Source organism: Rhodococcus sp. JVH1 (genome assembly GCF_000280725.2).
Taxonomy (GTDB): Bacteria; Actinomycetota; Actinomycetes; order Mycobacteriales; family Mycobacteriaceae; genus Rhodococcus_F; species Rhodococcus_F jostii_A.
This window is the reverse complement of record NZ_CP166289.1, coordinates 560,599-583,210: the sequence shown is the minus strand read 5'-3', so window position 1 is coordinate 583,210 and position 22,612 is coordinate 560,599. Positions and strand designations below refer to the sequence as shown.

At 63.3% G+C, this 22,612-nt stretch carries 22 protein-coding genes and 1 pseudogene; 15 read left to right on the top strand and 8 right to left on the bottom strand.

Annotated elements, in window-relative coordinates; translation table 11 throughout:
* Positions 1 to 767: 767 nt before the first annotated feature.
* Positions 768 to 986 (top strand): hypothetical protein, encoded by a 219-nt coding sequence (locus tag JVH1_RS02815; RefSeq protein ID WP_016885015.1) that lies wholly within the window; start codon positions 768 to 770, stop codon positions 984 to 986.
* 627 nt (positions 987 to 1,613) lie between these two features.
* On the opposite strand, the gene JVH1_RS02810 is transcribed toward JVH1_RS02815, so the two are convergent.
* Positions 1,614 to 3,320, bottom strand: a complete 1,707-nt coding sequence (locus JVH1_RS02810; protein WP_009479886.1) for a DEAD/DEAH box helicase — start codon at positions 3,318 to 3,320, stop codon at positions 1,614 to 1,616.
* 706 nt (positions 3,321 to 4,026) lie between these two features.
* Between JVH1_RS02810 and JVH1_RS02805 the strand changes: the two genes are divergently transcribed.
* Positions 4,027 to 4,809 carry a hypothetical protein gene (locus tag JVH1_RS02805; RefSeq protein WP_043782446.1) on the top strand — a complete coding sequence of 261 codons (783 nt, stop codon included), beginning with the start codon at positions 4,027 to 4,029 and terminating at the stop codon, positions 4,807 to 4,809.
* Between the two features lie 533 nt (positions 4,810 to 5,342).
* On the opposite strand, the gene JVH1_RS02800 is transcribed toward JVH1_RS02805, so the two are convergent.
* Positions 5,343 to 6,011, bottom strand: a complete 669-nt coding sequence (locus JVH1_RS02800; protein ID WP_009479890.1) for an MFS transporter — start codon at positions 6,009 to 6,011, stop codon at positions 5,343 to 5,345.
* 24 nt (positions 6,012 to 6,035) lie between these two features.
* On the opposite strand from JVH1_RS02800, the gene JVH1_RS02795 reads away from it, so the two are divergent.
* From JVH1_RS02795 to JVH1_RS02780, 4 genes are all read left to right on the top strand, one after another.
* The gene (locus JVH1_RS02795; RefSeq protein WP_371112934.1) at positions 6,036 to 6,968 is read left to right on the top strand and encodes a zinc-binding dehydrogenase; all 933 of its coding nucleotides are present in this window, start codon (positions 6,036 to 6,038) and stop codon (positions 6,966 to 6,968) included.
* On the top strand, positions 6,965 to 7,471 hold the full coding sequence (locus tag JVH1_RS02790; RefSeq protein WP_009479892.1) for a hypothetical protein: 507 nt from the start codon (positions 6,965 to 6,967) through the stop codon (positions 7,469 to 7,471). The genes JVH1_RS02795 and JVH1_RS02790 overlap by 4 nt, the downstream gene beginning before the upstream one ends.
* Before the next feature lie 2 nt (positions 7,472 to 7,473).
* Positions 7,474 to 8,451, top strand: a complete 978-nt coding sequence (locus tag JVH1_RS02785) for a PDR/VanB family oxidoreductase (RefSeq protein ID WP_009479893.1) — start codon at positions 7,474 to 7,476, stop codon at positions 8,449 to 8,451.
* 993 nt (positions 8,452 to 9,444) lie between these two features.
* Positions 9,445 to 9,729 carry a YciI family protein gene (locus tag JVH1_RS02780; RefSeq protein WP_009479895.1) on the top strand — a complete coding sequence of 95 codons (285 nt, stop codon included), beginning with the start codon at positions 9,445 to 9,447 and terminating at the stop codon, positions 9,727 to 9,729.
* Between the two features lie 226 nt (positions 9,730 to 9,955).
* Here JVH1_RS02780 and JVH1_RS02775 read toward each other — a convergent pair whose 3' ends face one another.
* Positions 9,956 to 10,198, bottom strand: a complete 243-nt coding sequence (locus JVH1_RS02775) for a transposase (RefSeq protein WP_009479896.1) — start codon at positions 10,196 to 10,198, stop codon at positions 9,956 to 9,958.
* Positions 10,199 to 11,275: 1,077 nt separating this feature from the next.
* Between JVH1_RS02775 and JVH1_RS02770 the strand changes: the two genes are divergently transcribed.
* From JVH1_RS02770 to JVH1_RS02755, 4 genes and pseudogenes are all read left to right on the top strand, one after another.
* Positions 11,276 to 12,745 carry an aldehyde dehydrogenase family protein gene (locus JVH1_RS02770; protein WP_043782403.1) on the top strand — a complete coding sequence of 490 codons (1,470 nt, stop codon included), beginning with the start codon at positions 11,276 to 11,278 and terminating at the stop codon, positions 12,743 to 12,745.
* Positions 12,746 to 12,850: 105 nt separating this feature from the next.
* A complete protein-coding gene (locus tag JVH1_RS02765; RefSeq protein ID WP_009479898.1) occupies positions 12,851 to 14,467 on the top strand; it encodes an NAD(P)/FAD-dependent oxidoreductase in 1,617 nt (538 codons plus the stop codon).
* Positions 14,468 to 14,512: 45 nt separating this feature from the next.
* Positions 14,513 to 15,418 (top strand): alpha/beta hydrolase, encoded by a 906-nt coding sequence (locus tag JVH1_RS02760; protein ID WP_009479899.1) that lies wholly within the window; start codon positions 14,513 to 14,515, stop codon positions 15,416 to 15,418.
* A gap of 173 nt (positions 15,419 to 15,591) precedes the next feature.
* A pseudogene (locus JVH1_RS02755) lies at positions 15,592 to 16,023 on the top strand (enoyl-CoA hydratase-related protein); the annotation flags it as partial.
* A 111-nt stretch (positions 16,024 to 16,134) separates the two neighbouring features.
* On the opposite strand, the gene JVH1_RS02750 reads toward JVH1_RS02755, so the two are convergent.
* The 4 genes from JVH1_RS02750 to JVH1_RS02735 are packed head-to-tail and all read right to left on the bottom strand — an operon-like array spanning position 16,135 to position 18,822.
* Complete coding sequence (locus JVH1_RS02750) at positions 16,135 to 17,163, bottom strand: acyl-CoA dehydrogenase family protein (protein ID WP_009479901.1); 1,029 nt, start codon at positions 17,161 to 17,163, stop codon at positions 16,135 to 16,137.
* Positions 17,163 to 18,308, bottom strand: coding sequence for an acyl-CoA dehydrogenase family protein (locus tag JVH1_RS02745; RefSeq protein WP_009479902.1), 1,146 nt, complete (start codon positions 18,306 to 18,308; stop codon positions 17,163 to 17,165). The genes JVH1_RS02750 and JVH1_RS02745 overlap by 1 nt, the downstream gene beginning before the upstream one ends.
* 14 nt (positions 18,309 to 18,322) lie before the next feature.
* Positions 18,323 to 18,652: a CoA transferase gene (locus tag JVH1_RS02740; protein WP_237735316.1), complete on the bottom strand. Its 330-nt coding sequence runs from the start codon at positions 18,650 to 18,652 to the stop codon at positions 18,323 to 18,325.
* Entirely contained in the window at positions 18,541 to 18,822 is a 282-nt protein-coding gene (locus JVH1_RS02735; RefSeq protein WP_237735312.1) for a hypothetical protein, read from the bottom strand. Before JVH1_RS02735 ends, JVH1_RS02740 begins: the two co-directional genes overlap by 112 nt.
* Between JVH1_RS02735 and JVH1_RS02730 the strand changes: the two genes are divergently transcribed.
* The 3 genes from JVH1_RS02730 (at position 18,782) to JVH1_RS02720 (ending at position 20,318) form a co-directional block, all read left to right on the top strand.
* Positions 18,782 to 19,081 (top strand): hypothetical protein, encoded by a 300-nt coding sequence (locus tag JVH1_RS02730; protein WP_237735317.1) that lies wholly within the window; start codon positions 18,782 to 18,784, stop codon positions 19,079 to 19,081. The two genes, JVH1_RS02735 and JVH1_RS02730, sit on opposite strands and share 41 nt — an antisense overlap.
* A 164-nt stretch (positions 19,082 to 19,245) precedes the next feature.
* Complete coding sequence (locus JVH1_RS02725) at positions 19,246 to 19,413, top strand: hypothetical protein (protein ID WP_371112933.1); 168 nt, start codon at positions 19,246 to 19,248, stop codon at positions 19,411 to 19,413.
* A gap of 149 nt (positions 19,414 to 19,562) precedes the next feature.
* Positions 19,563 to 20,318 carry an IclR family transcriptional regulator gene (locus JVH1_RS02720; RefSeq protein WP_011598510.1) on the top strand — a complete coding sequence of 252 codons (756 nt, stop codon included), beginning with the start codon at positions 19,563 to 19,565 and terminating at the stop codon, positions 20,316 to 20,318.
* Between the two features lie 24 nt (positions 20,319 to 20,342).
* On the opposite strand, the gene JVH1_RS02715 is transcribed toward JVH1_RS02720, so the two are convergent.
* Positions 20,343 to 21,275, bottom strand: coding sequence for an alpha/beta hydrolase (locus JVH1_RS02715; RefSeq protein ID WP_009479906.1), 933 nt, complete (start codon positions 21,273 to 21,275; stop codon positions 20,343 to 20,345).
* Positions 21,276 to 21,486: 211 nt separating this feature from the next.
* Between JVH1_RS02715 and JVH1_RS02710 the strand changes: the two genes are divergently transcribed.
* Complete coding sequence (locus tag JVH1_RS02710; protein WP_009479907.1) at positions 21,487 to 22,227, top strand: alpha/beta fold hydrolase; 741 nt, start codon at positions 21,487 to 21,489, stop codon at positions 22,225 to 22,227.
* Positions 22,228 to 22,301: 74 nt separating this feature from the next.
* Entirely contained in the window at positions 22,302 to 22,604 is a 303-nt protein-coding gene (locus JVH1_RS02705) for a Dabb family protein (RefSeq protein WP_005568216.1), read from the top strand.
* Positions 22,605 to 22,612 lie beyond the last annotated feature (8 nt).

Sequence of the window (22,612 nt, the reverse complement as noted above, 5' to 3'; positions counted from 1 at the left end):
CCCGTGGCGCCCTCCTCCAGGACGGGGAGCTCGTGTGATTCATTGACTGGGGCGAAACGGCCGACGTTGTGCGAATGAGGCGCCAAGCCATGAAGTCCGCCCGTGCCAGCGATGGTGCGGATGGTTTTCACCAAGACCTCTCGACGTGTCGGCCCCGTCGAGAGGTTCCGCCGACCTGAGGAAACTGACTAGCTGCGCCTGAGTGCCGGCGATGCCCGCTGGTGCATTCTTGGTGACGAGCCGGCCGAGGGGCAACTGGTTACTTGGACCGTCGATCCGGTGGGCCTGGTGGACATGATCAATCCTTAGAAGGGCTATTTAGCCTGTCTATCAGCGCAACCCGCCCAGACCCCGACACGCCGCGCGATGCGCGCACTCCACCTTAAGTCACGAAAGTCTGTGGAAACAAGGTCACCCCGTCGGCAGTGGTCCACAGAGCAGGTGGTCGGTTTATACATCGATACGTCACTTTCGCTAAATAATCACCGTCGCGGAATAGCCGTCGACAGCAGCCGCTTCTGTGCTGCCCGCGCTTCTTCGGGCTGCGCCGGAGTGGTGTCCAGCCGACGAAATAGGGGATCGAGGTGGAACCGGGCAGTGGGCGTTCTCGGGTGACTGAGCGGGGATCTCGAGGTGTCGTCGGAGGGCCTCACGCTGCGCTGACCGTGTCCTGCCCCGCCCGCAGATATTCACAGAACGGCTCCCGCGCTTGCCGCCCGATCGGCGGCCGACCCTTGAACACCGTCCACAACACCATTCCTCCAGGAATGTTGAGTCGACCGACTGAATACGCCGTCGGGAAGACGGTCATGCTCAACGCGGCGGAGGCTCGGGCCCGCAGCCGTGATTGGCTCGTCGTGTCCGAGACCGCCACGCCCGGTCTGGGCGACCGGCTCACAGGAGAACACCTCCCGCGGTTGCTGCTCGAGCACGGCGGCAGCGGGGCGCAAAGCGCCGTCGGTCCGGGATCACTGCCGGCGGGGTAGGCGGTACCAACTGGACCACGACCGACACACCGTCTCCCTCGGCGGGGTGGCACAGGCCATCCGTGAGCCGATCGAGGGGACCGGACGCTCGATCGGCGATCAGGACTGCCAGACTGCTGCGAGGCCACGAGTGGGCGCCTATTTCAGGGATGTTGTCCGCCGGGTCCAGTTGCCGTATCCGCCGGAAGATTCATTGCCAGTTTCTACCAGGGGGAATTGGACAAATCGGCAAGGGAGCGCGGGTGGCGCTCAGGTGACCCCGAACGGCGGCGCCAGGTTGACTCCCTCAGCTCACCCGCAGTGCTGACGAGCCGCTTATCGAGGACCGGCGCCGCCCGTGGTGGCGTCGCCGTCCGGACCTGCCCGTCAATCTGCTGACTCGCGGAAAGCGGCCAGCGCTTGCCGACGCGGGTGGTTCGCTGAGTTCCATGCCTTCCACCTATTGCGTCCGTCGGAGCCTGGTGCGCAGACCGTGGGTGTCCCCGTGCTGGTGACGCTGGTGCCGCCGCTGGCGGCGGGCGTGATGCACGGTGCATCACGCCTGGGCGCTGATGCTGACGATCCGTATGCGCCCTGGTGTACATCCGCTCACTTTCGATTGCAGAGATCCCTGGTCAGGCATCATTCCTACTCGAACATGCTTTCGGGAAGCCAGTCTGCGTCGAACAGCCGCGCGAGCTTCCCGAACGCCCCGAGATCGCCATCGACACTGGCTGATGTCACCATGAGCCGATTGATCATGATCCGAGCCGCGTGCTCCTCCACCGTCCCGGCGGCGAACAGGAGTGACCATGAGCAAACCTGCCCGTCGCGGTGCGCACGACCCATCGTTTGGCGTGCGGCAATTCCGGAGTAGCGAGGCTGGTGGAAGAAGCCGATGCGACGTGCCGATGAGGCGCGGGAACCGTCGACCATCAACTCGGACGCCTGCAGATTGATCGCAGATGCGGTGTTGAACACCACCACCGGGTTGTGGCCGCGCTGAAATCTCATGCGTTCCGTCTCGAGATCGCCCCCGCCGAAGATGCGTGAGACGCCAATGCCGTGCTCCTCCAGGAGGTTGGCTACCGGGTCGGCGGCCGTGGTGACCAATTCGACGGCGACGAGTACCTGGTAGCCGCGCTCGACGTGTGCGGCTACCAACTCGGCGGTCTGCGGGGCTCTCAGCATGCCTGCCTTCTGCCGGAACCGCATCAGAGCGGCACGGCCGCGGGCGGTGTCGTTCCCCTGGCGGGCGATCCTCATCGCGCTCCGGAACTCACTCCAGTCCTGGTGGTACGCAGCCCATTGGGTGGCGGTGAAGTCGAGTGGCAAGCCGTCGATCGGTGGCGGCCCCCAGGGCGCGTCGCGATGCACCATGACGGGCGGGTCGCAGTCGGTCATCCACTTCCGGACGCGGGTGACGGCCTGACGCTGCAGCCTCTGAGAATCTTTTGCTTGGTCGTTCCAGTCCCATTTCCCCTTGTCCCACCCGGGAGCCAGGGGAAGTCCATGCTCGACCAGCTTCTTACCGAGATCGGCCCACTCGCCCGGCGGGTCATCGTGCAGTTGCGCGAAAAGCGAAGACAAGTAGGTGTATTCGCCTGGGTGATGACCCGGCGTCGCCGTCACGGTGATCACGAACGGCGCCTTCTCCGGTGATGCGGAGAGGCGGTTGATACGCCGTTGGTACTGGGTGCGCTGGGCCGTGAGGTGCCTGAATTGCTGTGCCTCGTCATTGATGATGAGGGAAAAGGAGTACTTCGGTTGGCCGTTGCGTCCGAGCAACTTCTTCAGCTGGTCCGGGGAGATGATCAGCCACCGATAGCCCCCGTCGCCGAACGCAGCGAGGGCGTCGCGCCACGCGGCGATGGTGATCTGGGCCGGCCGGTCCACGGTGATGAGTACGGTGTCACCGCCCCCTGATTTCAGCGCAGCCTTCGCGCCGATGATCGCGCTGCCGGTCTTGCCTACACCGGGCTCGTCGGCCAACAAGAATCCGCGCTTGCCGTGGTGACAGGCCGTCGCGATCGCCTTCGCGGCGTCCACCTGTTCTGGCCGCGGCGTCTTGTGGAAACCGGTGGCGCCCGGTTGCCGCACGCCGTTGAGGTCCTCTTCGACCCAGCGAGCGTACGAGTACGGTTTCGACGCGTAGACGGCGAGTTCGTCGGGCAATTGAGTGCCGATGTAGGCATACGCTGTGAGCGCTTTGTAGTACTTGGCGCCGGGCGCGGATGCCCGGTAAGGGACATCGAGGATCCAGATCTGCTCCCCGTGCCCCGGGGTGGGTGTCAGCGGCGCGGCGCTGGCTCGTCTGGGACTGGAGCGTCGCTGGGTGGTCTTCCGTGCGGCCATGAGCGTCGGCTATTCCCAGGGCGAATCGACTGCGGCCGGTGTGGCGGCGACGGCTGGCGCCGACGAAACGCGGGCTGTCGCAGGGGGCGCGGGGGCCGATGCAACGGCAGGTCGATGATCTACGTCGATAGTCTCCACAACCTCAGGTTCGGCCGATGGTTCCAGTTCTGTCGACTCTATATTGGTTTGCGGCGCATCCACGAAGTCTGGCGGGTCGATCTCGATCAGCAGTTTCGATGACAATCCGAGGATCATCGCCCGGTCGTAGCACAGCGCGACCGCGAACAGCGCATCGAAAGACCGCCCACGCTGCGCGGGGACCCGCGGCCGCTGCCTTCATCGCGTCCGCGACGGCACACAGCGTATCCCGAGCCGGCTACCGCGTGCGCGCATCGTTGGGTTCGGTTAGGCCACACCGGCGGAGCTGCGCTCCCGCATGGGGAAATCGCGGCCGCCTGGGCCGGCACGGCCGTCACGGGCTGACGGGGTTCCGGACGTCGTGGGCCGTGCCGCTGGGCATCGCTGCCGATGTGCGGCAACGGGATGATCGACGGCATATCACCGCGGTGGTGCCACAGGAGTGCCGGCGAGATTCGCGTCGAGTGTTGTTTGCTCTCGGACGGGAATCGGATCAGTCCTTGTTTGTTATGTGGGTCGGCTACCGTGGGGGTTTGTGACAGCAGGTATTCCGGTGCCGTCGGACAAGATGACGCCCAGCCCCGAGGTTGCGCTCGACTTCGCCCGGGAATGGGTGGAGTTCCTCGATCCCGACAACGCCGAGCACCTCATCGCCGCGGACATGACGTGGCTGCTCTCGCACTGGACTTGCGTGTTCGGCACCCCGGCCTGCCAGGGCATCATCGCGGGCCGTCCCGACGACGGCTGCTGCTCGCACGGCGCGTTCTTCTCCGACGAGGAGGATGTCGAGAGGTTGCACGAGTCGGTGAAGCTGCTCAGACCTGAGGACTGGCAGTTCATGAAGCAGGGTCTCGGGAAGAAGGGGTACATCGAGGAGGACGAGCTCGAGGGCGAGCCCGCGCTGCGTACCCGCCGCTACAAGGGCGCGTGCATCTTCCTCAATCGTCCCGGATTCGAGGGTGGCATCGGGTGCGCGCTGCACTCGATGGCGCTCGAGCGCGGCATCGAGCCGCTCGAGGTGAAGCCGGACGTGTGCTGGCAGCTGCCGATCCGGCGCACCCAGGAATGGGTGGAGCGACCCGACGGTGAGCAGGTCCTGAAGACGACGATCACCGAGTACGACCGCCGCGGCTGGGGTGAGGGCGGCGCGGACCTGGACTGGTACTGCTCCGGCTCGCCGGACGCGCACGTCGGCGCCAAGGCGGTGTGGCAGTCGTATGCGCCGGAGCTCACGGAGTTGCTCGGTGAGGCCGCGTATCGGGAGCTGGCGCGGCTGTGTAAGCGACGCCAAGGTCTCGGCCTGGTCGCCGTGCACCCGGCGACCGCGGTCGCCGAGAAGAAGTCCCGGTAACGATGGGGCGGTCCCGGACGACGTCGACACCGGTCACTGGCCGAACCCCCCATCCGATGTGAGGGTCGGGCCTGTCGCGACGGGCGGGGGTCAGCGCGATCTGTCGGGAACGGTGCTGTGATCCGAGGCGGCCCGGACGGCGCCCCACTCCTGAAGTCGGGCGTGTGCCAGGCGCACACCCTGCTCGGTACCTGAGTACTGAATGCGTCAAAGCCGACGAGATTGAATACCGCAGCCACGGTAAGCAGTTGGGGCAGGCCTGTCCGCCGTTGCATGTGGTGTACTGCAGCGCATTCCTCGGTGTGATCCTTCTTCGGCGCGACAACACGAGTAGTGAAGTGGCAAAGTACGGTTGGCGCTTCTCGTTACCCTGAACCGCGCTCTATCTCGATTGAGAAGGCGAGGATCACGGATTGTTTGGAACGAGAGGGCTGCGGATATCGAAGACATTGCGGGCTTGGATCCGGTTGGTGCATGCAGTACAGGAACACGACCCCCTCCGGCGGGGGGCGGTCGTGTCGTTGGGGTCAGGGTTAGGTGGTCGTGTCAGAAGGTTCCGGCTCTTCGATTGCGCGATTGCCGCCGTCCTCGTTGACGAAGTAGAGGACGGCCGCGCCGATGATCGGTCCGACGGCCAGAGCGGTGAACGCTGCCAGGAACGAGCCGGTGGCAGAGAAGGCTGCGCCGATCGCGAGGGGAACGAGGGTGCTTGCGATCTGCCAGAAGGCGTTGGAGGCGCCGGCGGCGGTACCGGTGACCTCGCTCGAGACCAGGCGGGGAATCATCGCAACGATCAACGGCAGGTATCCGTATCCGACCAGGCCGAGGATGGGTGCCGCGATGAGGAGTGCAGGGACGTTGTCCAGCGTGCCGAAGAAGATCAGGATGACGGCGAATAGCGCGAGAATGACGATTGCGGGCTTTCGGGCGCTGCCTACCCGGTCGCCGAGCATTCCGATGAGGGGTTTGCTGACGACCGCCACGCCCGCGAAGATGGCCACGATGAATCCGGCGGTGGTGCCGGAGACTCCGTGTCCTTTGATGTGGAGGGCGTTAGACCAGGTGACGAATCCGTAGGTGCCCCAGAAGCCGCCGAACCCCGCGAGTGAGAGCAACATCAGGTCACGGTTGGTGGTCAGTGTCTTCCAGGCGGAGGGGCGCTTGCCGTCGCCGGACTGGACTCGCCCACCGTGCTCGGCCATCACGTCGTCGGGACCGTCGTGTCGGTGGGGGAGACCCAGTCGACCGCGTGGGACGTGCGGCCCGGCGACCGGGTCGCGTTGGAGGAATACCTGCCGTGTCTGCGGGAGGCCTGCACGGCGTGCCGCATGGGGGACTACCGCATGTGCCCACACACCGATCTGTTCGCGGGAAAACGGAGAGTGGGCCTTCTCTCGGCGGACGACGGGGCCGGTCTGCACGGCGGCAACGCCGAATACATGCAGCTCAGCGCGAACGGTCTCGTGTATCGCCTACCGGTGGATCTCGACGCGGATCTCGCGGCGTGGACGCAGCCCTTCGCCAACGCACTCGACTGGACGGTTGACGCCGGCGGAGCCACGGAAGGCTCCACAGTCGTCGCCATCGGCCCCGGCTACCACGGCATCGCCGCGATAGCCGCGGCCCGAGCCGTCGGCGCCGCCCACATCGTCGTGATCGGCGTGCCGGACTCGGTCGGCCGACTCGAGATCGCCGAATCACTCGGTGCGGTACCGGTGATCAACAACAACCACAGCCTCCCCGAGCTGATCCTGCGAGCAACCGGCGGCGAGGGAACCGACGTACTACTCGACACCGTCGGACTCGGGGGAGAGGCCGTTGCCGCCGCCGCCCGCGTGCTGCGCAAGCGGGGCCGGCTCGTCATCGGCGGACTGGGCTCGACCCCGGTCTGCGAACTCGATCTCAAATCCCTGGTACGCGGCGCCAACACGATCGTCGGTGTCCGCGGCCGCTCCCCCGATGCGGTCACACGCAGCATCGAACTCCTCGCCGACGGGCGATCAGGCTTGGAAATCGTGCCCTCCGTCGACGTGGACCTGGACCAGGTCGACAACATGCTGGGACGGATGGCCACCGGACAGGGGCCGGTGAGTCCGCACGTCGTCATCCGCCCGCAGCCGCGCCGTAAGACCGATCAGAAACGAGGAACGTTGTCATGAGCGAGATGACACCACGCCGACTGTCCTACATGGCACGAATTATACTGGTGCCCTTAGGTGAATCGGGTCACAGACTCGTCGACCAGATGGCTGCGGCGGGGCTGACCGAGGTGCAGGTAGTCACCGAGCGCGCGCCGAACGAGGTGGCCGTGCGCGACATCAACGCCGACACCACCACCACGCGCCGTATCGACGAGTTGGCTACCGAATCGGACATGGTCATTCTCATCGGCTCGGTACTGCCCCAAGTCCCCGTCGGTTTCGCCACCACGATGGCCGAATCAGCCCGCCAGTCGGGCAACCTGCTCGCCGGCGTACTGGTCGATCAGCAGGACTGGGACAGCCAGCAAGGCGCCGAAGCGGTAGCAGTACTGAGGATGGAACTCGACATGCTGGTGTCCATCACCCAGGTCGATCTCGCCACGGCCTTCGTCGATGTTCTCAAGGGGGGATTCCGCACCGCGGGTGCATACGCGCCAGTTCTCACGACCCCGCGGATCTGAAAATGACACAACAGACCAACCACCTCCTGGTCCGGCAACAACGACTCGAATCCGATGGCGTGTTGTCGCTGACCCTGGAACGACCGGACGGCGCCGCCCTCGGCGAATGGGAGCCCGGAGCACACATCGACATCGTGCTGCCCTCCGGGACCGTTCGGCAGTACAGCCTCTGCGGTGACCCCACCGACAAGACCGCCTACCGGATCGCCGTCCTGAGAGAAGACGAGGGACGCGGTGGGTCGAAGGAAATCCACGACAGTGTCCGGGTGGGGGATCTCCTGGCGGTGCGTGGCCCCCGCAACCACTTCGCCCTCGAGCCCGCACCTCACTACCTCCTGATCGCCGGTGGAATCGGGGTCACTCCCATTCTTTCGATGGCACGGCAACTGTCGCGGGAGAACGCCAGCTGGTCCGCACTCTACGGTGGCCGCAGCCGCGCCACGATGGCATTCGTGGAGAAGTTTTGCGGTCTCGGCGAGGTGAACGTCTCTCCCTCAGACGAATCCGGAAACCTCGACCTGGCAGCCGCCCTGGCCGACGTTCCGTCCGGCACCGCCGTGTACTGCTGCGGCCCCGAAGGCCCATTGCAAGAGGTGGAGTCGGTGTGCGGTCCGGTGCTCGGTGACGAGGCGATTCATTTCGAACGGTTCGGCGCTCCCGTCGTGGGGGCGGACCCTGCCGCGGCAGCCGGAGTCTCGGACAGGCAGTCGCCCACCGAATTCGACGTCGAACTGCGCCGTACCGGCTGCACGTTGAAGGTACCCGCCGACCGCACCCTGCTCGAAGTCGTCCTCGAAGCGAACCCGGACATCCTGTACTCCTGCGAGGACGGCTTCTGCGGGTCCTGCGAAACCCGCGTTCTCGACGGCATTCCCGAACATCACGATTCGATCCTCTCTCAGGCAGATCGTGAGAAGGGCGAGACGATGATGATCTGCGTCGAACGTTCCCGCACAACCACACTGGTACTCGACGCTTGACGTCGAAGGAACCGCGGCGAGGTGAGGGCCGTGGAGTGCGACGGTGGTGAGGGTGTGGGTGACGGTGAGGGCGGTCAGGGGGGGCGGAGGCGGGCACGATCCGGGCGTTGGTGGGTCCAAGGGGAGGTCCCGGCAGATGGATTCGGCGAGCGCCCCGTCGGGGCTGTCGGCGATCTCGAAGCCGTCCCCGACACTCTGATCGACTACCTTCGGGGCCCGGGATCGCCCGGCGCTACGTGCTGATCGGCTGGGACGCCACCGGGAACTGGTGTGCTCGACAGCTGGGCCGCATCCCCCCGAGCGACACAGTCTGCTCACCCCGCCGGTGCCAACGTGGTCGAGTCGCGGCCAACAGGGCTGACGGCACACAGGTTCACTCACTTCGTCAACAAATCACACCGTGACCACCACGCACGCCTTCCCCCTGGAGCCCACACCGATCCATGTGTCCGGCAAGGTCCTCGATGGCCTGCGCGTCCGTCTCACACTGACCCGTCCGCCGCTGGACGAGGGGAATGGGGACTGGTCTTACGGTCTTACCCGAGCCTGTTGATTCTCACCCACGGCTGGCGGTGGACGTTCTGGCACTGGTCAAAGGTGATCGACCCGCTCACCGACCCGGCCGTGTTCGGTGGTGACCCCGCCCGCGTCGATGAACGTGGGACAACAAACTCCGCAGCAGATCAGGGCTGGCGTCGGTGAGGCGATCGGTCAGGAATTGGTGCAAGTCGATAACGTGGACATCGGCCATCGCGTGGTCCTTCCTCGAGTGACTTTGGTAGGTCTTACGAGGAGTCACGCGATGCTGCCTTCATTGGGTTACGACACGATGGTCAGATCCGACTCCGTTTCCTACACCATCTTCATGGAGCAACCAGTGTTGCGAAATGGGACACGAGTCATCTCATCCGTACTTCTACCCTTCTCAGGTGCGCACTCCATGTGCATAGTCGGAGCCGTTTCATGTCCCATCCCCCCGCTTGAGGAGTAACCATGGCCTTGTTCGCAGTGATCTGGTCGTATACCACCGATGCCTCGGTCAAAGAGGCCGCGCATGCCGAACACCTGATTTTCGTCAAGGATGCCGCTGCCCGAGGCGTGCTGCAGGAGGCCGGCGCCTGGGCCGACGGCGCCGGAGCCCTACTGGTGTTCCAAGCGGTCAGCGAGGACGCCTTGCGTTCCCTGCTTGCGGAGGATCCTTACGTCAAGCGGGGCGTCGTCGTAGAGCAGCACATTTACCAATGGAATCCAGTCATCGGCCCTCTCGTCGGCATCTAACGACACTGCGGCACGCTCAGTCCCTAGGGGCTCGTGGTTGAAGTATCTTTACGCTTTGCCATGGTAAGAACTTGGTTGGCGGTGTTGGTTCAGACGAACGGCCCACAGCGGGCGTTCCATCCGTTGATCAAGGCGCGGATCTTGGTGGTCAGGCCCCTTCACGGAGCCGAAGGTCCGCGGTGGATGGCCTGCTGTTCGAATCTTCTGAACCACACCTCCGCAAGGTTCATCCATGAGATGACTTGGGCGTGAAATACACATGAATACGAGGATTTTCGCCAGCCACGCCCGGACTTCGGCCTTCGGCGCGGGCGAGGTGTTTGAGGAAGAGAAGGAACTCCTGATGGCGATGTCGCGGTTTGCGCAGCCCGGTAACCTTGCCGGTGGCGATATCCGGGGCGGCGAACAGGGTGGAGGTGCCGTGCCGGGCGTAGTCGTGGGTGCGCTGCCCGAGCGAGCCGATCCGCATCGACAGGATCGGTGCGGTCCGGCCCAGCGCCCGAATCTGCGATTTCTTCGCCCACGCATCGCGCGCCTGTGCGGCGCGAAAGATGGCACTCTACTTACGCTCTCGACCCGTGCTGTAGTTCCATCCACAGTCACAGCTACCAACCCGTAGCCGTCTCGCTCAACAAATGACGTCGGGACCGGGGCGACGGTCACGCCTGCTTACGAAGGCCGGGTTTGAAGTCTTTGCGGGCAAAACAGATTGGACGTGACTTTCCCATGAGTATGTTACGCAGGTCGTGAGTGGAGCTCAGGTGTGCCGGCGAGATCGCTCGTCTATGCCGTGGAGCCCGATTCGACCATTCACCGGAATCAGTGTGGAACTCAGCGACCGCTCAGTTTATTTGCCCTGTTGGACAGGTCTATTCGGCGCCGGTCAAAGCCGTCGACTCCAAAATTGGGGCGGCGAGATCGACCATCTATACTGCCCACCTCCTCGATCTCGCCAGGTCTCGTCGCGGCTCTACTTCGCTCGACAAAAGCGCATATTGCTTATATAAGTAAATTATTGTGTTTTCAGGATTCGGGTGTCATGCTTGCCCGCAAGGTGTTCCAGGTCACTTGGGGTAGTCATTGCTGGATCGGTTTGTAAGGTGGCCGAGGCGTTGGACGGTCCACTAGCTATCGTCCTCACACGATCCGACGCCCTCCTTACGCCACAGTAGATTTGCGAACTGGGAGCGGATGTCGAGAAGGTCGAGTCGCTGGGCGGACGACGCCAGTCCGGGTGCCGGCTAGAAGCGCCAGGCAGCAGCGAGTTGTGATGCCTGCGATTCTTCAAAAAGTGTTGAGTGCAGGTCGTTTGGGGACAAGTGAGCGATTGTCCCAGTTATTTTGACTACCGTCGCTCTACTGCACTGAGCACGGAAAGTCCGACATCGGCCCGCCCGCGGTGAAACTACAGACTACAGAGTAGTCGAGAAGATTTTCGTACTGGCACGCCTGCCGCGTTGCGCGGAAGGGTGATTCGGCAATTCAAGTCCGCGCCGGGTGGTGAACTTCCAACCATTTCTGCGCCTACACAGATCGGGGAACAAAGATGTCCATAAACGTGGACCACCCAGCGTTGCCGTCAATCGCTGACGGGAGAACGTTGTACATCGCAGGTCGATGGAGTACCACCACCGACACTTTCGAGCGTGTAGATCCCTCTGATCTCCGCCGCGTGACGGGAATCTACGCTTCGGCGACTCCCGGCAATGTCGAGAGTGCGTATGCGGCCGCCGGCCGTGCTCAACCAGCGTGGTCCGAGACGACAGCGATTGAGCGGTCGGACTTTCTTCGTTCTGCCGCTGACCTCTTGGAAAGCCGCGTTCATGACGCTGCCCTGACGATCACCGCGGACATGGGGAAGGCGATCCGCGACGCACGCGCCGAGGTTCTGCGAAGTGTCGCCATTCTCCGCTACTACGCCGGTGAGATCCTGCAGCCCAGTGGAGAGACGTACCCCAGTGCTGATCCACACACGATGCTGATGACGGTAGAGGAGCCGCTCGGCGTCGTCTGTGCAATCACACCGTGGAACTTTCCCTTCGCGCTTCCGGCATGGAAAATCGCGGCGGCAATAGGTTTCGGGAACGCAGTTGTCTGGAAGCCTGCAGAACCGGCCTGCGGATCCGCAGTGTTTCTGACGCGGATCCTCGCAGAAGCCGGGTTGCCCGCGGGGGTCCTCAATCTGGTGACGGGCAGCGGTAGAAAGCTTTCGGCGGCACTCACCGGGAACGCGCGACTCGCAGCCTTGACATTCACCGGTTCGGGTGCAATCGGGTCTCGACTACGTCAGGCTGTCGCCGATCGCAATGTCAAGGTCCAGCTCGAGCTGGGTGGCAAGAACCCGTCCATTGTTCTCGCCGACGCCGATGTCGAGGATGCAGCGCTACAGATCGTGAAGAGCGCGATGCTCCACACGGGACAACGCTGCACAGCGACGAGCCGGGTCTACGTGGACCGCGCCGTCGCTCCCAGACTACGAGAACTGCTGGTGAAGCACGCTGACGCGCTCGTCGTCGGTGATCCGTACGACGAAGCCACCGACATCGGGCCCCTTGCCTCGGTGGAGCAACGTGACACGGTGGCCGGATACCTGCGACTCGCCCGCGAAGAGAACGCCGAGTTCCTTACGGGTAGGGAGTTCGATTCCGACACTTGCTATATCGCACCAACAGTCCTGGCCGGGGTGTCGGAGACGAGCAGGCTCGTCAGGGAGGAGGTCTTCGGGCCAGTCGTGACCGTGCAGGAGGTCGATGGATTCGACGGTGCGCTGAAGGCCGCGAACGACACGGACTACGGCCTGTCCTCTGGAGTGTTCACTAGAGACATTGCGACGGCGATGACCTTCATCCGGCGCACACAATCGGGGTTGGTGCATGTCAATCGCGAGACGAGCAGTGTCGAGCCACATGTGCCGTTCGGTGGCCTCAAAGGCTCGAGCAGCATGAGCAGAGAACAGGGCAAGGCCGCACGTACTTTCTTCACAACCACCAAGACTGCGTATGTCCGCTGGACCTAGAAGCTGCACCGGACGAGCTTTCCCGCAATCAGCTCTTCACTTTCTGCGGCACAGAGCGCAATCGACAAACCCCGAAGTAGCCCTTGGCATCAAGAGGAGGCCAACATGAGCACTGCCGCACCAGCAGTGACCGAAGTACTCGACGTTCTCGTTGTAGGAGCCGGATTCGCCGGATTGTACCAGCTCGAAAATCTGCGGAGTCGAGGCTATTCGGTGAAAGTAGTCGAGGCAGGTGAGGGTCTGGGCGGAATCTGGCACTGGAACCGCTACCCGGGTGCCCGAGTGGACAGCGAAGGTCCCATCTACCAGTTCACGCGCCCCGACCTATGGGATGAATTCGCGTTCTCCGAGCTCTATCCCGGAGGTGACGAACTGCGCCGCTACTTCAAGTACGTCGACACGAAGCTCGATCTGAGCAAGGACATCTACTACAACACCCGAATCATTTCCGCCGAGTTCGACGATACGGCGAACACTTGGACCGTGACCGCAGAGAACGGAAGCAGTTTCGTCTGCAAGTACTTCGTTCTGTGCACCGGATTCGCGGCAAAGCCGATCTTCCCGAAGCTCCCGGGAATGGACAGCTTCACAGGGATCAACCACCACACCGGTCTGTGGCCCGAAGGCGGAATCGAATTCGCAGGAAAGCGAATCGCCATCATCGGTACCGGCGCCAGCGGTGTGCAGGTCGCTCAGGAGGCGTCGAAGAAGGCCGCACAGCTGACCGTCTTCCAGCGCACCCCCGTTCAGGCGCTCCCGATGCGACAGCGCCAGCTCACCGACGAGGACAACGCGAAGATCAAGTTCGATCTGGCGGACAGATTCAGTCGTCGTTCGGCGTCATTCTCCGGCTTCGACTTCGACTTCATACCCAAGTCAGCCCTCGGAGTGAGCGATGAGGAGCGAATCACCACTTATGAGCGACTGTGGGAGTGCGGTTTCGAGTTCTGGCTCGGAACCTACCAAGACGTCTTCGTCGATGATGACGCAAACGACACGGCCTACGAGTTCTGGCGTGACCGGACGCGTGCCCGGATCAAGGACCCGGTCATCGCCGAGAAGCTGGCGCCGACGAAGAAGGCGTACCCCTTCGGCGTGAAGCGTCCCTCGCTGGAGCAGACGTACTACGACATCTTCAACCAGGACAACGTGCGCCTCGTCGATCTGCACGAGGACCCGATCGAGACGATCACGCCCACCGGGCTGAAGACCACATCGGAAGAGCACGAGTTCGACATCATCGTCTATGCAACGGGCTTCGACGCCGTCACCGGTGGCCTGACCGCCATGGACATTCGCGGCACCGACGGTACATTGCTCCGGGACAAGTGGTCGAATGGTGTGCGGGCAAACCTCGGGGTCGCAACGGCAGGATTCCCCAACCTGCTGTTCCTCTACGGACCACTGAGCCCGTCGGGCTTCTGCAACGGGCCCAGCTGCGCCGAGATCCAAGGTGACCTCATCGTCAACACCATCGACTACATGCGGGACAACGGATTGAACCGTATCGAGTCCGAGGCGGACGCGGATGCTGCCTGGTCCGATCACGTCGCCGAGCTGACGGCCGAGGCGCTCTACGACAAAGCCGACTCCTGGTACATGGGTGCCAACGTCCCGGGTAAGCCGCGGCAGTTGCTGAACTACCCCGGTGGTCTTCCCCTCTACCTGGCCAAGTGGGACGAGACCGTGTGTGCGGGATACAAGGGCTTCACGCTTTCCTGAGCAGTCAATTTGCCTCCCTCGAGTAGTGATGAAAGTGAACAACACATGTCCGTGAGCAAAGAATCCCTGTTCCTCAACGACCTGTACGCTTCGTGGCTTACCCGGTCCGAAGGAATGGACCTCGCCAGTCAGCGAGATATGTTCGAAGAGTGGCATCTTCCGACCATCGAACCCATCGACGTCACCTATGAGGAAGTGACAGCCAACGGTGTGCCGGCAACGTGGGCGAAGCCTTTGGGGGCCGCCGAGGACCGCGTGATCGTCTTCACCCACGGTGGCGGGTTCGTGACAGGTTCACGGTTCTCACACCGCAAGCTCGCAGCACACCTCGCCAAACTGGCGGGTGTTCACGCCCTGATCGTGGACTATCGGCTCGCGCCGGAGTACAAGCACCCGGCCCAACTCGAAGACTGCATGGCCGTCCACAAGTGGCTCCGCACGCAGGGTTACAAGGCGGAGTACACGGCGACTGTCGGCGACTCGGCGGGTGCCAATCTCGCGATCTCGACAGCGTTCGAACTCGCGAGCTTGGAACTACCCACTCCTGCTGCCGTCATCACGCTCTCGCCGTGGCTCGATATGGAGATCAAGGGGTTGACGGTCGAATCGAACGACGCGGTCGACGTATTGGCCAAGAGGCCGGTTCTGGAAATGATGCGGGAGATGTTCCTCGCCGAACCCGCAGATGCAACGGACCCGCGCGCGAACCCACTGCTCAACGACTTCACCGACTTCCCTCCGGTGTACGTATCGGTCGGAGGCTATGAGACGCTGCTGGACGACTCACGTCGGTTGGCCGAATTGATCGAGAAGGTGAGCGGCGAGGTCGTGCTCGACGTGGCCGATGAGCAACAGCATGTATTTCACTTCAACGCGGGACGGGCACCCGAAGCGGATCAAGCGTTGAGCCGGATTGCCCAGTGGCTGCGCCCCAAGTTGTGCCTCGCCTGAATTCCGCCCGCGCCGCGTGTGTATCAACGCGAAGGCTCTCGGCGGCAAGAGGTGAACGTGCCCGTCGGCAGCGCTCTACACGGGTCTGGACCGCGCCACCGAGTTCGTTTGCGTGCCGGTCGGGCACCAGTCGAACGATCGATCCGCAGTGAAGACAGGGGAGATACACCCACATGTGCGACCTCCGCATTGCCAGTGGAAAGGCATTCTTTGCAGAGAGCTTCGTCAAGCTGGGAATCATCCCGGGTGACGGTGGCGCGTGGCTGCTGCCCAAGGCCGTCGGGATGGCGCGGGCGGCAGAGATGATCTTGACGGGCGACCGAGTCGACGCGGTCAAGGCACTCGAGTGGGGATTGGTCTCCAGTGTCGTTGCGCCGGACAAGCTGCTCGACGAAGCTCGCGCGCTCGCCGGCCGGGTGGCCGCCAATCCGCCACACTCGGTACGGATGGCCAAGAGGCTCCTCCGCGAGGGACAGCACCAAAGCCTGGACAGTCTCCTCGAATTATCCGCTGCCATGCAGGCGCTGGTTCAGCAGACGACCGATCACACGGAGGCAGTCAACGCCTTCATGGAGAAGAGAACTGCCGCCTTCACCGGCGAGTGACGTGCCCGAGAAACCGAAGAACTCCGTGGATGCGAATTGGATGCTTCCACGGAGTTCTTCTTTCAGGTCTGCTCGCGAAACTGGTGCCCCTTCTGGTGGCGCCTGGGCACTTCAGCGGGTGATGAGGCCCCAGATATTCTCGCAACCTGCTTCGAGAGCGGCGGTAGTCAAGGTGTCGTCCCAGTAGTGGACGGATCCGAATTCCGAGCGCCACGCCAGGGCGGGTTGGGTGAATTCGTGCAGCCTGTGCTCGCGGGTGGTGCCGATCGCACCGTGCACCTGGTGGGCGTTACGGACGACGACCGATGCCGCGTGTCCAGCACACGACCGGGCGACGGCAATGAGGAGTTCGAGGTTCTCACTCGACCACTGCGTGCGGACCGCTTCCGTCAGTGCTGCTTCGGTCGCTGTTCGGGCGAGGGAAGCTTCCGCTGCCATGTCAGCCACCAGGTTCTGAACGGCTTGAAATCTGGCCAGTGGGCGTCCGAATTGCACTCGCTCGGTGGTGTGGGCGACGGAGAGATCGAGGATGCGGTCGAGGGCGGCACACACCTGCAGCGCTCGGATGAGGGCGCCCCGCAGAAAGAGTTGTCGGATCGCCGCGTCCGACACTGGGGTGCCCGACAATGCGATCGTGTCGGCGGAAACGACGTCGCGGGGTTCGTCGGCGAGGTTGGACCCGGAGGTGATGTCGAAGAAGGTTGACTCGAGGTCGGCGACGACGTACGTGTCGTTCTTCCGCCAGACCGTGACGATCTTGTCTGCCTGGGATGCCCACGGCACGCCGCGGGCGACGCCTTTCTCGTCTAGTACGCATGCGGTGAGGCGCGCTTTGTCCATCGGTAGGCCGGCTTCTTCGAGGAGCCAACCGGCGAGCAGGTCGTGTTCGGCGAGAGGAATCCGGACCCTGTGCGATGCCGCGGCGCGCAAGAGTTCCGCGGCCTCGTACCAGCCTCCGCCGCTGCCGCCGGTCTCTTCGCGGCCGGTCAGCCGGACAAGACCCAGTTCGTCGAGTTGTGCCCAGAGGGAGGGATCGCACGTGGCCATCCCGTTCTCGGGCCCGTTTCGTTCCCGGTGAGCGGAAAAGACCGCGGACATCATGTCGGTGAGGTCCGCGTCGACCGTGGTTGGTGCGTGCATCAGCGCATTCCCAATCCCCGCGCGATCACGCCGCGCAGAACTTCGTTGGTGCCGCCCCGCAGAGTAAATCCCGGGCGTTGGACGATGGCGTCCTCGAGCATCGAGGTGTAATGAGTAGCCGAAGATTCATCGGTGAGGAGGTCGGCAAAGTCGGCTATGTCGCCTTCGGTGGACGTCCCGAGGACCTTGACCACGGCTGCGGCGGTGTCGGCGGGCTCGTGGCGCTCGAGTGCGCCCGCCACTGCGGTCGACATCTGGTGCAGACCGGCGATCCGTCCGAAATACCGGCCCAGATTCGAATGCCGCGGCAAGGTTCCCTGCTTCATCTGTTCGGCGGTCTTCGCGAGCAGGACGAACGTCGACAGGAATCGCTCCGGGCCGCTGCGTTCGAAGCTGAGTTCCGAGGTGACCTGCTGCCACCCGTTGTCGATGGTGCCGAAGACCATCTCGTCCTCGACGAGGACCTCGTCGAGGAGGACCTCGTTGAAGTGGTGCTGCCCGTTCATCGACACGATCGGCCGGATGTCGACTCCGGGGGCGTGCAGATCAACGATGAACTGGCTGAGGCCATCGTGTCGATGTGCCGGATCGAGTTGGGCGGTGCGAGCAAGGCAGATGAACGCGTCAGCGCGATGAGCACCTGAGGTCCAGACCTTGGCTCCGGTAATAGACCACCCTCCGTCCACTCGGGTGGCCTTTGTGCGCACACTGGCCAAGTCGGATCCGGAATCCGGCTCGCTCATACCGATACCGAAATAGCATTCTCCGCGCGTGATCGCCGGCAAGAACTTGTGCTTCTGGACCTCGGTGCCGTACTTCAGCAGCGACGGGACGATCTGCCGGTCGGCGATCCAGTGGGCGGCGACGGGGGCGCCAGCGGCGAGCAGCTCTTCGGTGACGACGAACCGTTCGAGGTGGCGGCGATCGTGGCCGCCGTACTCGGCCGGCACGGTCATGCCCAGCCATCCGCGGGCGGCCAATGCACGTGTGAAGTCTTCGTCCCAGCCAGTCAACCACGAGTCGATCTGTCGGCCGATCTTGCCTTCGCTGAGCTGCTCGGCAAGAAACTCACGGACTTCGGTCCGCAAGTCGTCCATGGCGTGTGGGTCACTGGAGACCGGGGGCACCAATCTGAGGTTGGTCATGATGTTTCTTCCATTCAGGAGGAGGTGGCCTGAGGCGACGTCGCCGTCACGACGGATGTATCGGCCAGCGCATGGACGCGGTCGGCGGAGTAACCGAGATCTTCGAGGATCGTGAAGGTGTCCTCTCCAAGCAAGGGAGCGTGTCGGCTGAACGAAATCGGTGTGCGCGACATCGCGAACGGAGTGCGGGTGGCGTAATACTTGCCTTCGGTGGGATGTTCACGCTTGGTGATCAATCCCTGGTCGAGGACGTAGGCGTTCTCGTGTGCGTGTGCGTGTGCGTGTGCGTGTGCGTGGGCGAGATCGAGTAGGTCGGACGCGGGAATTCCCTGTGTCTGACACAAGTCCAACCATTCCCGCGTGGTCCGGCTCGGGACGGCCTCACGGATCGCCGAGAGAGTTCGCCCATGTGGGTGTGGCGGTCGTTCACCGAGGCGTAGCGGGGGTTGTTCACCAGATCGGCGCGGCCGGCGATGATGAAGAAGTCGTTCCAGTTCTTCGCCGAGTTCGGCATGATGCAGATCCAGCCGTCCGCCGTCTGGTGCGGGACTCGTTCCGGTGTCAGCACGCGCGCCCATCCGAAGTTCACCGAAGTGCTCGACGAGATTGAAGCCGATCATCGCGTCGACCATCGGCACGTCGACCTCCTGGCCGAGGCCGGTGTGATTCTTCTCCATCGCGGCGGCGAGGACGGCGATGACGATGTAGAGCCCGACGACCTTGTCGGCGATGACGTATGGGGCATAACGAGGGTCTCCGAGAGTCGCTCGTAGGTGATGCCCAACTTCTGCCGGGAGCGCGGCCGTAGATTCGTCACCAACACATCCGCGTTGCGCACCAGATCGTCGAGGATCTCACGGCCCTCCGCGGAGGCGAGGTCGATCGCGTTGCTGCGCTTGTTGCGCTGAAGGTTGAGTGTCAGAGCGCTCATACCTTCATGGCGGCGGGCACCTATATCTCGGCTCATGTCACCGTCGAGGCTCTCGACCTTGATGACGTCTGCGCCCATGTCGGCGAGGGTTGCGGTGGCGAAGGGGCCCATGATCACGGTAGTCAGATCGATGACGCGCAGACCATGAAGAGCGCCGGGTGTGAGTTCCACTGAAACCTCTTTCACTGCGACAGGAAGCACTTCAAGGACTATGTCAGCCTGAGCGGGTTTCCGCAATAAAGGAGTGTTTTACAGATATAAGTAAGATAGAGTAGGTGGTGACCACTCGGATGGAGCAGTGCCCGTAGGGAGAATGTGCCGTGATGCAATCAGATGACGCCCTGAATGTTCGAGGCCGCAGTCGCCATCGAACCGTGGACCGCATTGCTGCGATTCTCGAGCTCGTAGCCCGATCCCGCACCGGACTCACCTTGAGTGGGATGGCCAAAGAGCTTGACGCGCCGATCAGCTCGACGCAAGGTCTCGTCAACGGCCTCGTTGCGACGGGTTATCTCGAGGAGCACGAGCGACGGTACTCGCTCGGCAGTGCCCCGTATCTACTCAACCGCCTCGCAGGGCGGCAGCCCGTCTCGACGGTCACGCACGCCGACCTCGAAGACGTCCACGCGAGTTCCGGCTTGACGACCGTGCTGTCGATCGCCGTCGGTCCGAACATCTTCTACGTCGACTACTGCTCTTCCGACCCACGGTTCGCGTACCTCGCCGAGAATTACGTGAGGCGATCGCTCATCCGTACCTCCGGCGGCTGGATACTGCTTGCCGGGATGGAGAAGCGCGACCTCTGGGCGTACATCCAAACTCTGCCCGACGAGGATCGCGACACTGTCGAGCGGTTCTTCGCTGCCCTACCGGAGATCGAACAGACCGGAATCTGCGCCTCCCCCAACGAGTCGACCGACGGCGACGGTGTCTCGATCGCGGTTCGTGAGAACGGCAAGACCGTCGCCGCCGTCGGTGTCATCGCACCACACACCGTGATCACGAAGGAGCGCGACAGGCTGGTCGCCCTCTTGGAGCAAGGTGCCCGGAGTTGGTCCGATCGCAGCGTACGACCGTAATGCAGCCGACCCGGGACACCGTGGTCAGCCGGCGAACTGCTTGCCGAGGAATTCGACGACGGCACCGTGCAGTTCAGCGCTGCGCGGAATGGCGCCGGTCATCCAGTACACGGCATGGACAAGGCCTTCGTACAGTTCGACCTGCACGGGGACGTCCTGGTCGGCCAGCCTCCGGCCGTAGTCCACGCCCTCGTCCCGAGTGACCTCGTATTCGTTGAGCAACAGCAGGGTGGAGGGAAGCCCCGCCAAATCCGCGGCCTTGGCCGGGGAGGCGTAGGGATTCTCGGCGTCTTCCGGGGTGGCCAGATACTGCTCCCAGAACCAGTCGATGGCTGCCGTGGTGACCAAGTACCCCTCGGCGTTCTCCTCGCGCGACGGGAATCGTGCCGTGCCGTCGATGACCGGATAGATCAATACCTGAGCGCGCAGTGCCGGGGCGCCGGTGTCGCGTGCCCGGAGGGCTGTGACCGCGGCCAGGTTGCCTCCGGCGCTGTCACCCATGACGGCTACGCGCGTGCCGTCGCCACCGAAGTCGGCTGCGTGCTCGACCACCCAGTTCAGTGCCGCGAACGCATCTTCGGGTGCGGCAGGAAACTTGTGTTCGGGAGCAAGCCGGTAACTCACTGCAGCCACGATGACTTTCGCATCGGCGGCGAGCGCGCGACATGGCTGCTCGGTGACGTCGAGGCTGCCGGCGACCCAGCCACCGCCGTGGATGTACACCACGATCGGCAGAGGTGTTTCGGACTCCGGGATGTAGAGACGCACTGCCTGGTCGCCACCGGGGCCGGGGTAGACCGTGTCGACGACACGAGCGACGTCCGCCTTCGGTGCCTGGAGGCCGCTGAAGGACTCGACGACCCCACGGACTTCAGCAATGCTCATCTGCTCGAACGACTTCAGTCCCTGCTCGTTCAAAGTGTCTATCAAATTCTTGACCGCAGGATCGAGTGCCATGGTGTTCTCCTTCATGTCATGAGCATGTCTGTTCAGCCGACAGGTGGAGCCACCCTACGGGTGCGTTCGGCGCGGGGAGTGTCCGAAAATCACACACGCATCCGCGCGTGTGTTTCACAATCGGACACGCCGACGCCCTGCGGTTCTAGTTTGATTCGGAGTGATCAACAGACGGCTGGAATATCAGCGTCGCCGACAGAGAGGAACGGCAGTGAATGCGATTGCAGCGATCGAAGGAAGCGGTGACCATCGGATCCTGGTGTTGCACGGCTGGGCGCTGGACAGCAGCGTATGGCTCACCGCCCGCGCCCGGACGGATCAGTCCCGCTTCACCTACGCGTACCTCGACTTTCCGGGATACGGGGTCAACCGGCCCGAAGCACCGGCCGACGGAATCGACGGGATGGCCGCGGTCGCACTCGACGCCGCCGATCAGCTCGGATGGTCGACCTTTTCCGTTCTCGGACATTCGATGGGGGGCACCACAGCGCTTCGGGTGGCGACCCTCGCACCAGAACGCGTGACCTCGGTCGTCGCACTGACGCCCGTCTCCCCGGCAGGTACCCCTCTCGACGAAGCGGCCTACGGGTCCTTCGCCGGGGCCTGGGCAGACCCGGGTGCGGCCATCCGTGGCGCACTGGCACCACACATCGACGAGACAGATCTGAAGAACCTCGTCGACCGCAACCGCTCGACGATGGACCAGGCAACCTGGGAGTCCTACCTGAAGAACTGGACCAGTCCCGACTTCCTCGACCGGATGGGCACCTACGAAGGGCCTACCACCCTGATCGTGGGTGAGAGCGACCCGTTCGTCACCGCCGAGTACCTCGGGGACACGTTGGCGGCCTTGAAGAACGGGAACCTGAAGACCATTCAGGGCAATGCCGGGCACTACCCCATGGTGGAGAACGCTCCGGAGACGGTGGCGTTGTCGGAGCAATCTCTGTAGTGATCTGACCGGGAACGCAATCCGGGTTCCGACCATGCCACGTTCGAATCGCGAATCCAGGGAGGATTCTCACCATGTTGAATCACGTTGTGACATTCAAATGGAAGCAGGACATCAGTGACGAGCACATCGAGTCCTTTCACGAAGCTCTGAGCGCAGTCTCGGAGAAGATTCCGGAGGTCGTGGAATACCGTTACGGAAGGGATCTGGCCCTCAAGCCCGGCAGCGGCGATTACGCAATCTCCGCGACCTTCGAAGACGTTCCCGACTTTCGCACATACCTGGCACATCCCGATCATGTGCGCCTCGTCCAGGAATTCATCTCGGTGATGGCCGAATCGTATTCGTCCGTTCAGATCGAATTCGCCTCGCGATAGACGCGACC